The sequence below is a fragment of the Pseudomonas sp. ASL3 genome (assembly GCF_056680425.1).
In genome coordinates, this window is the sequence record NZ_CM155281.1 from 3,847,437 (window position 1) to 3,860,126 (window position 12,690).

A 12,690-nucleotide genomic window follows, 5' to 3' on the forward strand; every position below is an offset into this window, starting at 1 on the left:
CAGGATTCGAAAAAATCAGTGAGGTGATCTCAGGTAGCGTCCGCATGGCTGACCAGCCCTTTGATCACTACCGCGATGGTCGCCAACGCCGCCGGAACCACCAGAGCGGTCAGCACCTGCTCGAAATTCCAGCCTAGCCCCAATAACGTCGCCCCGGCCCAGGCACCCAGGATCGCGCCGAAACGGCCAATGCCGAGCATCCACGACACGCCGGTGGCGCGACCCTGGGTTGGGTAAAACCGCGCTGCCAGCGATGGCATCGCCGATTGCGCGCCGTTGATGCACATGCCTGCCAACAGCACCAACGTGGCCAACACAGTGACATTGCCCAGGCTCTGCCCGACCAGCCAAGCGAATACGCCAGCCAACAGGTAGGCGATGCCGATGACCTTGTGCGGATTGAATTTGTCCATCGCCCAGCCCACACCCACCGCGCTGAGCACGCCGCCGAACTGAAACAGCGCGCCGATGAACGCCGACTGCTCCATGCTCGCGCCGCTGTCACGCATCAGGGTCGGCAACCAGCTGGTCAGCAGGTAAACGATCACCAGGCCCATGAAATAGGTCAGCCACAGCAATAAAGTGCCGGCGCTATAAGTGCCGGAGAAGATCACCTTCAGCACGTTGCGGCTCTGTACCGACTTCTGCTCCGGCACGCTGAAGCCCGTGGCTGCCGAGACGTCCAGCGGCGCAATCGGTGCCAGCACCTTGCGAATCCGCTCCACGCCCCGATTACGTACCACCAGAAAGCGTGCCGACTCCGGCAGCCAGAACAACAGCACCACGGCCAGCACCAAGGGCAGAATCCCGCCGAGCATCAGCAGGCTGTGCCAGCCCAGTACAGGAATCATCTTCGCGGAGACAAACCCGCCGCAGGCCATGCCCAGATTGAAACCGCAGAACATGCTGGTCACCAGCAGCGACTTGAGCCGCTCCGGGGTGTATTCGGACAGCAGCGTGGTGGCGTTGGGCATCGCCGCCCCCAGACCCAGGCCGGTCAGCAGGCGCAGGGCCAGCAGTTGATCGATGTTGCTGCTGTAGGCCGACAGTAAACTGAACACGCCGAACAGAAACACCGCCACCACCAGCACCACCTTGCGCCCGAAACGGTCGGCCAATGGTCCGGAACCCAGGGCGCCGAAGACCATGCCGATCAGCGCCGCACTCATCACCGGTCCCAGACTCGCCCGATCGATGCCCCACTCCTGACTCAAGGCCGGGGCGATGAAACCCATGGCAGCCGTGTCCAGACCGTCGAGAAACACGATCAGAAAGCACAGCAGCACGACCCGCCATTGATAGGTAGACAGTGGTTTGGCGTTGATCAACGCCTGAACATCGAGCGTGCCAACCAAGGGCACAGGGGCTAATAGCGACATGCAAACATTTCCTTCTTATTCTTATTGGGGCGCTTGCATCGGCAAACGCCATAAAACCACACGCACGCCACAGCGTTAGAAGTCGAAGAACACCGTTTCCGATTCGCCTTGAACACGAATGTCGAAGCGATAAGCCAGCTTGCCGTCAACCGTGCAACGCTTGGCAATCAGAGTCTCACGACGTTGTGGCTGTTCGATCAGATTCAGTACCGGATCGACCGCATTGGCCTGGGCCTCGTCGTCGAAGTACAGGCGGGTCTGCAAGTGAATGTTGATGCCCCGAGCAAACAGCGAAACATTGATGTGTGCCGCCATCGGAACACCCGCAGCGTTGTTCACCGTGCCGGGCTTGACGGTTTTGAGCGTCCACTCGCCGACATCCGTGGTCGCGGTACGACCAAAGCTGTTGAAGGGTTTTTCCAGATCGTAATCGCTGTCGTAGACGCCTTCGTGATTGGCCTGCCAGAACTCCAGGAACGAATCGCGAATCAGGTGACCATTGCCGTCGTAGACGTGACCCATCAGCAAAATGTGCTCGCCCGGCGCACCGGGTTTGGCCATTTCGTTCCAGATTTCCTGCTCGCGGGGCGGGTTGCCGGCCGCCTCCAGCGCCAAGCCAATATGCACGTAAGGACCGGCGGTTTGCGAAGGGGTTTCAGGCAGAAGTTGAACGGGCATGCGCGTGCCTCCTCAGCAGTTTTCGAAGTGGGTCTTGCGCTGACCGCGCAGAACGATATCAAAGCGATAAGCCAGGCAATCCATGGGATTGGCCATGCTCATATCGAGCCTGGCGATCAGGCTCTGCACCGCTTCCTGACTGGCGATCGACTTGACGATCGGGCACATCGGGATGAGCGGGTCACCTTCGAAATACAGCTGGGTGATCAAACGCGTGGCAATCGACGGGCCGCTGATGGAGAAGTGGATGTGCGCCGGACGCCAGTCGTTGGGACCATTGCGCCACGGGTACGGTCCGGGTTTGACCGTGCGGAAACTGTAGTTGCCGTCGCGATCGGTCAAGGCACGGCCGACGCCACCGAAATTCGGGTCGATGGGCGCCAGGTAGCTGTCTTTCTTGTGCCGGTAGCGACCACCGGCATTGGCTTGCCACATCTCCACCAGGGTATGGGGGATCGGCTTGCCGTACTGGTCACAGACCCGGCCGGCGACGATGATGCGCTCGCCGATGGGCAGGCCACCCTGGTTGAAGTTCAGCAGCAGATCGTTATCGTGCTGGCTCATCTTGAGGTGGGAAAAGTCCGGGCCGCTGGTCTCCGACAGGGACTGGGGAATGCTCACCAGGGCCTGACGCGGGGAACGCAGGATCGAGGTTTTGTAGTCAGGCGTCAGGGCTTTGGGGTGCCAATTTCGGTCACGAATGACGAAGCGGCTGTTGTCCGCATCAGACATGTCGGTCTCCTTATTCTTATGGATAGAGAGCTATGGATAGAGAGCTAGAGGTAAAAGCTGCGTGGATAGCAGTCTGTAACTCAGTCTCCCCTGATAGAGCCCCATCCAAAATTGAAAAAACCGATCCTATCCATATCCAAATGGTTATGGATAACGCCCCTCGCGATACTCCTGCCCCACCTCGCGCAGCACGTCCACACACCACTGAGCCGCCAGTGGCATCGGCAGCGCAGGATTGCTGCACAGCCCCACAGAACCACCCGGTTCGCGAATCCCTAACTCCAGTTCCACCAGCTCACCTCGACTCAGGTCCTGTCTGACCGCGTCGAAAGGCGCGACCCAGATCGCCTGACTGCACTGCACGTAACGCCGACTCAGGGTCAACGACAGGGTTTCCAGACGCTGGCGCGGTGGGCTGATGCCGTGCTGCACAAACAGGCTGTCGGCGAATTTGCGAATCGTCGTCCCCGCCAGCGGCAACACCAGCGGATAGTCTTCGAGATTTTTATGCGCCAGTGGATCGGCCAACAGCGGATGGCCGTTACGCACCACCAGGGTCATGGACTCGCTGTACAGATGCTCGAACGTCAGCCCAAGAATCTGCGGGCTATCCGTCATGCGTCCGACCACCAGATCCAGTTCACCCACGCGCAGTCGGGATAGCAGGTACGCGCTCGGCCCGGTCACCACGCTGACGACCAACGCGGGATGTCGGGCGTGCAAACGGCAGACAACTTCGGGTACCAGCAAACTTTCCACGGTGGACAGCACACCGAGTCTCGCGGTGATCGGCTCGTGCTCGCCGGAACGCAGACTATTGACCCCTTCGCGCAGCGCCTGGACGCTCGGACCGGCGTAACGCAAAAAGGCCACCCCGGCCTCGGTCAGCGCCGCGCCGCTTTTACTGCGCACAAACAAGGTGGCGGCCAGCAGGGTTTCCAGCTCTTTGAGGGTCTTGGAAAGCGCCGGTTGGCTGATCGCCAGTTTGTCCGAGGCACGCGCCAGGCTGCCCTGACGCGCCACTTCGAGAAAGCACACCAGATGGCGGAATTTGATTCGGGTATCGATATTCACCGCAGTTCGCTGCCTTCGAGGTCTGGCATCCGCTAACGCTGGATACGGAATTGTTTCGGTGACTGCCCCGTGCCGCGCTTGAAAAAGCGCGAGAAGTAAGCCGGTTCGGAAAAGCCCAGGCTGTCGGACACCTGATTGATGGTCATGGTGGTGTAGACCAGATCGCGCTTGGCCTCCAGCAACAGTCGCTGGTTGATCATTTGCAAGGCGGATTGCCCTGAGAGGCGTCGGCACAGGGCATTGAGGTGAGCAGTACTGATCCCCAACGTCGCCGCATAGTGCTCGATGGGCAGATGCTCGCGAAAGCGCAGTTCCAATGTCCGGGTGAATACCTGCAAATACTCGCGACCACGGTCAAGCTGCAATGCGTCCGGTAACGACAGTTCCAGATTACGGCGGCTGAGCCAGATCGACAGCACCGTGATCAACGATTGCAGCATCGGATCACGGCCGGGCTGGTGTTGGCTGTATTCCTGAGTGATGGCTGAAAACAGCGTGTCCAGATACAGATGCGCGGAACCGATCGGGTAACAGGCAGCAGTGGTCAACACCGGACTGTTAAGCGAGGCGCCGAGCTGTTCGGCCAGAGGCTGCGCCAGGCTGAGCACGTGGCCTTGAATATCCTCGGAGAACTTGAAGGTGTGCACGCTCAGCGCAGGAACGACTTGCAGCGAGGGTGAATCGATGTGGTTGATCACGTCTTCGACTTTCAGCGTCGCCTGCCCCGCCTGCACGTATAAAAGCTGCACCAGATCACTGTGCCGATGGGGTTTTATTTCCCAGCCGTGCAGCTTGCTGCGCTCGGGGATCGACTCGCAATGAATCAGGTCGGGCGTCGGCCAAGCGCTGGTCTCGCCGTAGAGCTTGAACACCGGAACAGGCGTAGCGAATGATTTCGACATCTCCCTCCCCCTTGCGACGATCCATGAAAAGTCCATGGAATGCATCAGATAGTGCCTTCATATCCCTGCTTTATCCACTAAAAATACAGGAGACAAAAATAACAGTGCCCTGTAAGGCGTCACGCCTTCAGCCGCACCAGACAGGACTATCACCATGAAAACCCAAGTCGCCATCATCGGCTCCGGCCCGTCCGGCCTTTTACTCGGCCAACTGCTGCACCGCGCAGGCATCGACAACGTCATCGTCGAACGCAAGAATCCCGACTACATCCTCTCCCGAATTCGTGCCGGTGTGCTGGAACAAGGCATGGTCGATCTGTTGCGCGAAGCTGGCGTCAGTGAGCGTATGGACGCCAACGGTCTGGTGCACGACGGCTTCGAACTCGCCTTCGACGGACGCTGTGAACGCATCGACCTTAAAGCATTGACCGACGGCAAAACGGTCATGGTCTACGGTCAGACCGAAGTCACCCGTGACTTGATGGACGCTCGTGCCGCCGTGGGTGCGATGACCATTTATGACGCCGAAAATGTGCAGCCCCACGGCATGAAGAGCGACAGTCCTTACGTGACCTTCGAGCGTAACGGCGAGACCGTCCGCCTGGACTGCGATTACATTGCCGGCTGCGACGGCTTTCACGGCGTATCACGACAAGCGATACCGCAAGAGACGCTGAACATTTTTGAACGGGTTTACCCCTTTGGCTGGTTGGGTATTCTGGCCGAGACCCCACCGGTTAACCACGAACTGATCTACGCCAATCATGAGCGTGGCTTCGCCTTGTGCAGCATGCGCTCACCGACGCGCACCCGTTATTACGTGCAAGTGGGCGCAGAGGAAAAGGTCGAGGAATGGTCGGACGAACGTTTCTGGGAGGAGCTCAAACACCGTTTGCCGCCAAATATCGCCGAGCAATTGGTCACCGGCCCCTCTATTGAAAAGAGCATCGCCCCCTTGCGCAGCTTCGTCGTTGAGCCCATGCAATATGGCCGCCTGTTCCTGCTGGGCGATGCTGCCCATATCGTTCCGCCCACCGGCGCCAAAGGCCTGAACCTGGCGGCGAGCGATGTCAGCACGCTGTATCGCATCCTGCTCAAGGTCTATGGCGAAGGTCGCACCGACCTGCTGGAGAAATACTCGCAAATCTGCCTGCGCCGCGTCTGGAAAGCCGAACGCTTCTCTTGGTGGATGACCTCGATCCTCCACCGGTTTCCCGACACTGATGCCTTCAGCCAGCGTGTCCAGAAGACCGAACTCGATTACTTCGTAAGCTCGGAAGCCGGACGCAAGACGATTGCGGAAAATTACGTCGGGCTGCCTTACGAGGCCATTGAGTAACCGGTCAAAGTCGACTGTCCTGAGGACGCCTGCCTTGTGAATGTCTAAGCTCATGAGCAGGCTCCTTTGAAAGGCAGAGACGAGAGGGCTTGCCAAACTGATAAAATGGCTACTTGCCACCCCTCATAGGCTCAGGCATAAGGTCGGTATAAATAGACAAGGAGGTTTTTGACTTGCGCCTTTTTTACCGTGCGTTGTTCCTGATTGCTGCCCTGCTCTGCCTGGGTCTGGCCGTGATCCTTTATTACATCGCCAACCCGAAACTACCCGTCTACGTACCCGCCGAACAGGTGCATTACCTCGAACAGTGGAACACGGACGATCGCCAGACGTTTTACTACACGCCTCAAGGCACTCAGGTGAAAGGCCTGCGCTATGACTGGTTCAGCGCACTGGAATTGCCCTTCTCCGAACAGCGCTTCGCCGCTCCCGAGTACCTGGCGCGCTTCGGCTTTCTGGTCGACCCGAAACAGCAAGCCAACCCAAACAATCCGGGCAACCTGCCAGTCGGCTTCGCCCGCCACCAGAATCCCGGCAGTAGCGAACAGTATCTGGACATTACCTGCGCCGCCTGCCACACCGGCGAACTGCGCTTCAAGGGTCAAGCGCTGCGGATCGACGGTGGCTCGGCTCAGCATGTCCTGCCTTCCAGCGTACCCACCCTGCGCGGCGGCAGCTTTGGCCAGGCACTGGTGGCGAGCATCGCCGCGACGTATTACAACCCGTGGAAATTCGAGCGCTTCGCCCGCAACGTCCTCGGCCAGGACTATGACGCGCAGCACCAGCAGTTGCGTACCGACTTCAAGCAGTCCCTCGACACCTTTTTACACGTCGCCTGGAATGACACCCACCGAGGCCTGTACCCCACCGAAGAAGGCCCCGGGCGTACCGACGCCTTCGGACGCATTGCCAACGCCAGCTTCGGCGATGCCATTTCCGAGAAAAACTACCGAGTCGCCAACGCCCCCGTGGACTATCCCCCGCTCTGGGACATATGGTCATTCGACTGGGTCCAGTGGAACGGCTCGGCCCAGCAACCCATGGCCCGCAATATCGGCGAAGCCCTCGGGGTCGGTGCCACGCTGAACCTTTTCGATACCACGGGTCAACCACTCACAGGCGAGGCCAGCTACCCGTCGAGCGTTCGCGTGCGTGACCTGAACCGGCTCGAAGAAACCTTGCAACGACTCAAGCCTCCCGCGTGGCCCGAGGAATTGCTGGGCAGCATCGATCGTCCGCGTGCGGCCCAGGGCCGTGCATTGTTCGCCGAGAACTGCGCAGGCTGTCACGTCCCGCCCGTCACGGAGAGCAATGGTCGTCCGGTACGAAAATTGAAGATGCTGCCCGTCGCGGTGATCGGCACCGATCCGGGCGCCGCCAACAACATCGCCGACCAGCGTTACGACCTGAGCGCGCTGAAATGGGACCCGGCCGAACTGGCGAAGCTGAACGTCGAATTGCATCCGACACCCGACGCACCGCTGGACATGAGCCAGCTGTCGGTGGCCAAGGGACTGGCGTATATCACCGCCTTTGTCGAAGACCGCGCCTACCGCGACGCTAATGTTTCTCCTGCCGAACGCCCGCGCCTGAATGGCTACGGCCTACCGATTGGTGTGCGTGAACTGCGCGCTTACAAGGCACGGCCGTTGGCCGGCGTCTGGGCCACTCCGCCGTTTCTGCACAACGGTTCGGTTCCCAGCATTTATCAATTGCTCTCGCCTCAGGACGAACGCGCCACCACCTTCTACAGAGGCACCTTTGAATACGACCCTCGCCATTTGGGGTACCGCGACGAAGCCTTTACCGGGGCATTTCTGTTTGATACGCGAATCACCGGCAACCATAACAGCGGCCACGAATTCCGCACGGGGGCTCGAGGCAACGGCGTGATCGGCAGACTGCTGCAACCCGGCGAGCGATGGGCCTTGCTGGAGTACCTGAAAGTGCTCGGTGGCCCACTCGAATCACAACTGCCATAAGCCGGCACTCGCGCCCGACACCCGCACCTGACAAAAGGGGAACCTTCTCATGCTGACCACCCTCTGGGTCCGCCTCGGCGCTCTGCTTGGCACCACCCTTATCGTTCTATTGGGGCTCGGCTTGTCGGGGTGGCTGCTGACCAGTACCTGGCTGACCTGGCACCACCGTGGTCCCGTCTCGAACCAGGAGCAGATCCCGCCTGACGAAGCGGCTATGTCCCAGGACATCATTCAGACTGCGATTCGCATCGTCGATCAGCACCGCGAGAGCACCCGTTATCTGCGTGATGCCCATGCCAAGGCCCATGGCTGCGTGAAGGCCGAGGTTCAGGTATTGGCCGACCTTGCCCCCTCACTGCGTCAGGGCGTCTTCGCCGAAGCGGGCAAGACCTGGCAGGCGTCGATGCGTCTGTCCAATGGCAATGCTTATCCACAGTTCGACAGCATCCGCGACGCTCGGGGCATGGCGATTAAATTGATCAATGTGCCTGGAAAACAGTTATTAGCCGATCAGCAAGGCCGCGGCGAACAGGACTTCGTGATGTTCAGCCACCCGAATTTTTTCGTCAGCGATGTCGCCGAATATCGTCAGAACATCGCCGCCCAGGCCGATGGAAAAACCGGTCTGGCCTTCTTCCCGAGCTGGGAGCCGCAGACCTGGCAAGTCCGCCATCTGTTCATCGCCCTGGGCACCTTGGCCCCTGCGCCCGACAGCCCGACGCAAGTCACCTACTACTCGGTGTCGCCCTACAAGTTCGGTGCCGCCAATGCCAAGTTCCGGGTCGCGCCGGATCCGCAGAACTGCCCAGACTATAGCCTGCCGCCACAGAATCAGGCGCTGCCGAACTTCCTGCGCAACGCGCTGAACCAGCAACTGTCGACGGATCGAGTGCCTGCGTGCTTCGTCTTGCAGATCCAGCGACAAGACCCGGACAAATACATGCCCATCGAGGACACCAGCATTGAATGGCGAGAAAACGATGCGCCTTTCGAGACTGTGGCCCGGGTGAAGATTCCACCACAGGATTTCGACACCCCGGCGCTGAATCTCGCGTGCGACAACCAGTCCTTCAACCCATGGTTCGGTGTGGCCGAACACCGTCCCATCGGCGGCATCAACCGCCTGCGCAAGGCGGTTTATGAGGCGGTGAGCGATTACCGGCATAGCCGGAATGCTGAGCAATGAGGCCACAAGGGGACTGATTTGTTTTCAGCGCTTCACCGAAAACCAATCTGTCCCCGCCTTGAGACTGGGGACAGATTGATTTTTCAAAAAGCGCGAAAAATAAATCAGTCCCCTACCAACGCAACCAACGCGGGCCCAGCAGCGCGCCGAGCAGCGTCGGTACGAGTATCCCGAGCATGTACCAGATGCCCCAGAACGGGACCTCCATTTCAGGGCAATGCAGGCAATACGCGAGGGTCGCCATCGACCCCGCGAGCAAGCCACCACACGCGCCAGTCAACGCCAGGCGGGTCGGTGCCAGCCCGCGCAGTGCCCAGAACACTGCGATGAATCCGGGAATGGAAAGCAGGGTGATATTGAGCGGACACACGCGCCAGGTTTTGCCGAGCAGCAACGCGACCCGCGTATCGGGAGCCGCCAGCGCCAGCACATAAACCCCGCCCAGCGAGACTGCAACGACCGCCGCGACAATCAACAGTCCGCCCGCCCCTCCCGTCATACCCGGCCTCGCTAACCGAGTCACCATCAGCAACGCGCCGATCATCAGGCTCAGCGGCAGGGTAATTTTCACCCAGAAAATGGGGGTCGCCGCCACTTGGACAAGATCGGGACGGAGGCCGAGAATGGCAATCACCAGCACGCTGGCGCCGAGTATTCCAATCAGGACCGCGAGGCTGAAGCGCTTGGCAAACGCCCAGCGATCTATCGGCGTAACACCGGTGGCGAGCAGGGAAATAAGATCATCTGTTTTCATCGTGAGCCTCTAATCTTTGCCGCCAGTGCCTTCAGCCCGCGGTGTACGCCAACCTTTACTGCCGACTCCGACAATCCCGTCATCCGTGCCGTTTCCAGGACCGACAAGCCTTCGAGCTTCACATGCATGATCGGCAGGCGCTGACGCTCAGGCAGTTGATCGAGCAATTTGCCCAGATCGCGGCTCGCTTGCGCGGGTTCGAGATGGGGTTCGGCAAACAGCTCTGCCGCATCGTCGAGGGAATCGTTGAGCACGTCATGACGCGAACGCGACCGAAAAAAATCGGCGAGTTTGTAGCGCGCAATCGCGAACACCCAGGCAGTCAAAGGCTGTTCTGCACGATACGTCTGCCGCCCGTTATGCACGGCCAATAGCACTTCCTGCAACAAATCCTCGATTTCACTCGGCTGGCGCTGAAGCCGCCCTCTGAGAAAGCCCCGCAGATGCGGACTCAGCTCTGAAAGGAATGCTCGATAGGCCGTTTCATCTCCGTCCAAACCCGCGAGAAATAGCGTCTGAAGATGAATCTCCCGACTGCGCAACGACTCGTTATGTGTAGTTCGGTCCATCGATCGCTCTGGTTACACGAATGGAGAAGTATTTTTTGATGATGCCCTGCGCCTCACATCAGGAACAAGCCGGAAAAAAATTTAAAAAATATTTTGTCATCGCTGTAACCGAATGCAACAGACCGGCGAATTACCTTACGGATCGCAAGCACAGAGCAGATTGCACTGGCGCTTCGACCACACCTCAACGCTCTGGAGTATGAATCATGAACAACCTCAAACTTGCTGCCATCGCAATCGCCCTCTCTTCGCTTGCCACCGCAGCCATCGCGGCCGAAACTCCGGCCGCTGCAGGCGCAATGGAAAAATGTTTCGGCGTCGCCATGGCTGGTAAAAATGATTGCAAGGCGGGTGCAGGTACCACTTGCGCAGGCACTTCCAAGATGGACTATCAAACCAACTCATGGAAAAACGTTCCTGCCGGTACTTGCACCTCTATCAAGACCCCACACGGCATGGGCACTCTCAAAGCAATGTAATTGCAGGCTCACCGGGCGCACACCAATCATGAAGACACACCTCGAAATGGGGGCCGGACTGGGCCTTAAGCCGAATCACTATGAGGTCGCATCAGAATGCGCGGCCAGCGGCCTGTGGTTCGAAGTCCATCCGGAAAACTACATGGTCGGTGGTGGCCCGCGCCTCGCCTGGCTGGAAGCGATAGGCAGCCGTCATCCGCTGTCGCTTCACGGTGTTTCACTGTCGCTTGCTGCTGATTGCCAGCCAGACGACATGCATTTACAGCGGCTGAAGGCGCTCGCAGATCGCGTTCAGCCCACCCTTATTTCCGAACATCTCGCCTGGTCGGCATGGCGCGGTCAATACCATCCTGACCTGCTGCCCTTTCCCCGTACCCGCGAGGCGCTTACCCGTATCGTCAGCAACATTCAAAAGACCCAGGACAGGCTCCAGCGTCGCATCGCGATCGAAAACCCGACCCATTACTTGCAACTCGACGGCCACGACTGGAGCGAAATCGACTTCCTGGCGGAGTTGAGCGAAAGAACCGGGTGCGGGTTGCTGCTCGACGTGAACAACGTGTACATCAGTGCTCACAATCTCGACTTCGACCCCGTGACCTATCTCGACGCGTTTCCCGCAGCAGCCATCATGGAAATCCATTTGGCGGGCCATACCGTCGATCCCGGCGCCTCTTCATTGCTGATCGACTCCCACGATGCACCCATCGTCGAGGATGTCTGGTCGCTGTATCGACGAGTGATCGAGCGCATTGGCCCACGGCCTACGTTGATCGAACGAGACGACCAGATTCCTGAGTTCGATGTATTACTGGCTGAACGCGATACCGCCCAAGCGGTGTTGGAGGCGGCGAAATGACCCTGCCACTGGGCGAGTTTCAGAATGCGTTTGTCGATGCCCTGTACGGTGCCGACTCGCCAGACATCGCGAAGCTCATCGAGCAGCCCGGTTTTCTGGTGTATCGAAATACGGTGTTGAAAGGCGCCAGCGATGCTTTGCTCGCCAACTTTCCAACGGTTGAACGACTGGTCGGAACGGAGTGGTTTCGCGCAGCCGCCTCGATTCACATCCATCAATCCCCGCCAACGGATGCCCGACTGCTCTATTACGGTGCCGATTTCCCCGACTTTCTGGACGGGTTCGAACATGCGCAACAAATGCCCTACCTGGGCAATGTCGCGCGGCTCGACCGCTTATGGAACGAAGTGCACAGCGAAACCGACGAGCCTGGCATAGACCTGACGTCGTTTGTCGGCCTCACGCCTGAAGCAATGGGCCGTATCCGACTCAAACCCCGTGCCGCTGCACGCTGGCTATGGTTTCCCGAACAGCCGGCCTACACCATCTGGCGCATCAATCGCGAACAGCTGGAAATGCCGGAGGCTCTTGACTGGGTCGGCGAAGGCGCACTGCTGGTGCGAACGACCGGCCGTGTTGACTGGCAGGCGCTTAGCGTCGGTGGCTGTGCGTTTCTCGATGCCTGCGCAGCTGGACTGACGCTTGACCAGGCGGCCCATCAGGCGCTCGAAGCCGAGCCTGAACTGGACTTCATGAAACTGCTCACCGGCTTGATCAGCGCTGGGGTATTTACCGCGAGCGACACAAACGCCTGAAA

At 59.3% G+C, this 12,690-nt stretch carries 13 protein-coding genes; 6 read left to right on the forward strand and 7 right to left on the reverse strand.

Going from position 1 to position 12,690, the window contains the following annotated elements; translation table 11 throughout:
• Positions 1-29: 29 nt before the first annotated feature.
• The 5 genes from pcaK to AC1MEE_RS17825 form a co-directional block, all read right to left on the reverse strand.
• On the reverse strand, positions 30-1,379 hold the full coding sequence (gene pcaK, locus AC1MEE_RS17805; RefSeq protein ID WP_480410911.1) for a 4-hydroxybenzoate transporter PcaK: 1,350 nt from the start codon (positions 1,377-1,379) through the stop codon (positions 30-32).
• A 75-nt stretch (positions 1,380-1,454) separates the two neighbouring features.
• Complete coding sequence (gene pcaG, locus AC1MEE_RS17810; RefSeq protein WP_480410912.1) at positions 1,455-2,057, reverse strand: protocatechuate 3,4-dioxygenase subunit alpha; 603 nt, start codon at positions 2,055-2,057, stop codon at positions 1,455-1,457.
• Positions 2,058-2,069: 12 nt separating this feature from the next.
• Positions 2,070-2,789 (reverse strand): protocatechuate 3,4-dioxygenase subunit beta, encoded by a 720-nt coding sequence (gene pcaH / locus AC1MEE_RS17815; protein WP_480410913.1) that lies wholly within the window; start codon positions 2,787-2,789, stop codon positions 2,070-2,072.
• A 144-nt stretch (positions 2,790-2,933) separates the two neighbouring features.
• Positions 2,934-3,863: a pca operon transcription factor PcaQ gene (gene pcaQ, locus AC1MEE_RS17820; RefSeq protein ID WP_480410914.1), complete on the reverse strand. Its 930-nt coding sequence runs from the start codon at positions 3,861-3,863 to the stop codon at positions 2,934-2,936.
• A 32-nt stretch (positions 3,864-3,895) separates the two neighbouring features.
• Positions 3,896-4,765: a helix-turn-helix domain-containing protein gene (locus AC1MEE_RS17825; protein ID WP_480410915.1), complete on the reverse strand. Its 870-nt coding sequence runs from the start codon at positions 4,763-4,765 to the stop codon at positions 3,896-3,898.
• Between the two features lie 154 nt (positions 4,766-4,919).
• On the opposite strand from AC1MEE_RS17825, the gene pobA reads away from it, so the two are divergent.
• From pobA to AC1MEE_RS17840, 3 genes are all read left to right on the forward strand, one after another.
• Positions 4,920-6,104: a 4-hydroxybenzoate 3-monooxygenase gene (pobA, locus tag AC1MEE_RS17830; RefSeq protein WP_480410916.1), complete on the forward strand. Its 1,185-nt coding sequence runs from the start codon at positions 4,920-4,922 to the stop codon at positions 6,102-6,104.
• A gap of 173 nt (positions 6,105-6,277) precedes the next feature.
• Positions 6,278-8,086 carry a di-heme-cytochrome C peroxidase gene (locus tag AC1MEE_RS17835; protein WP_480410917.1) on the forward strand — a complete coding sequence of 603 codons (1,809 nt, stop codon included), beginning with the start codon at positions 6,278-6,280 and terminating at the stop codon, positions 8,084-8,086.
• A 49-nt stretch (positions 8,087-8,135) separates the two neighbouring features.
• Entirely contained in the window at positions 8,136-9,272 is a 1,137-nt protein-coding gene (locus tag AC1MEE_RS17840; RefSeq protein WP_480410918.1) for a catalase family protein, read from the forward strand.
• Positions 9,273-9,384: 112 nt separating this feature from the next.
• Here AC1MEE_RS17840 and AC1MEE_RS17845 read toward each other — a convergent pair whose 3' ends face one another.
• Together AC1MEE_RS17845 and AC1MEE_RS17850 are read right to left on the reverse strand one after the other, a co-directional pair.
• The gene (locus AC1MEE_RS17845) at positions 9,385-10,026 is read right to left on the reverse strand and encodes a DUF1109 domain-containing protein (RefSeq protein ID WP_480410919.1); all 642 of its coding nucleotides are present in this window, start codon (positions 10,024-10,026) and stop codon (positions 9,385-9,387) included.
• Positions 10,023-10,595, reverse strand: a complete 573-nt coding sequence (locus tag AC1MEE_RS17850; protein WP_480410920.1) for a sigma-70 family RNA polymerase sigma factor — start codon at positions 10,593-10,595, stop codon at positions 10,023-10,025. The genes AC1MEE_RS17845 and AC1MEE_RS17850 overlap by 4 nt, the downstream gene beginning before the upstream one ends.
• Before the next feature lie 206 nt (positions 10,596-10,801).
• Between AC1MEE_RS17850 and AC1MEE_RS17855 the strand changes: the two genes are divergently transcribed.
• From AC1MEE_RS17855 to AC1MEE_RS17865, 3 genes are read left to right on the forward strand one after another with little or no spacing between them, the layout of a single operon-like run.
• Positions 10,802-11,074 (forward strand): BufA1 family periplasmic bufferin-type metallophore, encoded by a 273-nt coding sequence (locus AC1MEE_RS17855; protein ID WP_480410921.1) that lies wholly within the window; start codon positions 10,802-10,804, stop codon positions 11,072-11,074.
• Positions 11,075-11,120: 46 nt separating this feature from the next.
• Positions 11,121-11,933: an MNIO family bufferin maturase gene (gene bufB, locus AC1MEE_RS17860; protein WP_480410922.1), complete on the forward strand. Its 813-nt coding sequence runs from the start codon at positions 11,121-11,123 to the stop codon at positions 11,931-11,933.
• Complete coding sequence (locus AC1MEE_RS17865; protein ID WP_480410923.1) at positions 11,930-12,688, forward strand: HvfC/BufC family peptide modification chaperone; 759 nt, start codon at positions 11,930-11,932, stop codon at positions 12,686-12,688. Before bufB ends, AC1MEE_RS17865 begins: the two co-directional genes overlap by 4 nt.
• Positions 12,689-12,690 lie beyond the last annotated feature (2 nt).

Bases quoted from the DNA above. Each gene is read 5' to 3' on its own strand.
- pcaH (WP_480410913.1), bottom strand. From the start codon at position 2,789: ATGTCTGATGCGGACAACAGCCGCTTCGTCATTCGTGACCGAAATTGG.
- AC1MEE_RS17855 (WP_480410921.1), top strand. From the start codon at position 10,802: ATGAACAACCTCAAACTTGCTGCCATCGCAATCGCCCTCTCTTCGCTT.
- AC1MEE_RS17865 (WP_480410923.1), top strand. From the start codon at position 11,930: ATGACCCTGCCACTGGGCGAGTTTCAGAATGCGTTTGTCGATGCCCTG.
- AC1MEE_RS17840 (WP_480410918.1), top strand. From the start codon at position 8,136: ATGCTGACCACCCTCTGGGTCCGCCTCGGCGCTCTGCTTGGCACCACC.
- bufB (WP_480410922.1), top strand. From the start codon at position 11,121: ATGGGGGCCGGACTGGGCCTTAAGCCGAATCACTATGAGGTCGCATCA.
- pobA (WP_480410916.1), top strand. From the start codon at position 4,920: ATGAAAACCCAAGTCGCCATCATCGGCTCCGGCCCGTCCGGCCTTTTA.
- pcaG (WP_480410912.1), bottom strand. From the start codon at position 2,057: ATGCCCGTTCAACTTCTGCCTGAAACCCCTTCGCAAACCGCCGGTCCT.
- AC1MEE_RS17825 (WP_480410915.1), bottom strand. From the start codon at position 4,765: ATGTCGAAATCATTCGCTACGCCTGTTCCGGTGTTCAAGCTCTACGGC.
- AC1MEE_RS17850 (WP_480410920.1), bottom strand. From the start codon at position 10,595: ATGGACCGAACTACACATAACGAGTCGTTGCGCAGTCGGGAGATTCAT.
- AC1MEE_RS17845 (WP_480410919.1), bottom strand. From the start codon at position 10,026: ATGAAAACAGATGATCTTATTTCCCTGCTCGCCACCGGTGTTACGCCG.
- pcaK (WP_480410911.1), bottom strand. From the start codon at position 1,379: ATGTCGCTATTAGCCCCTGTGCCCTTGGTTGGCACGCTCGATGTTCAG.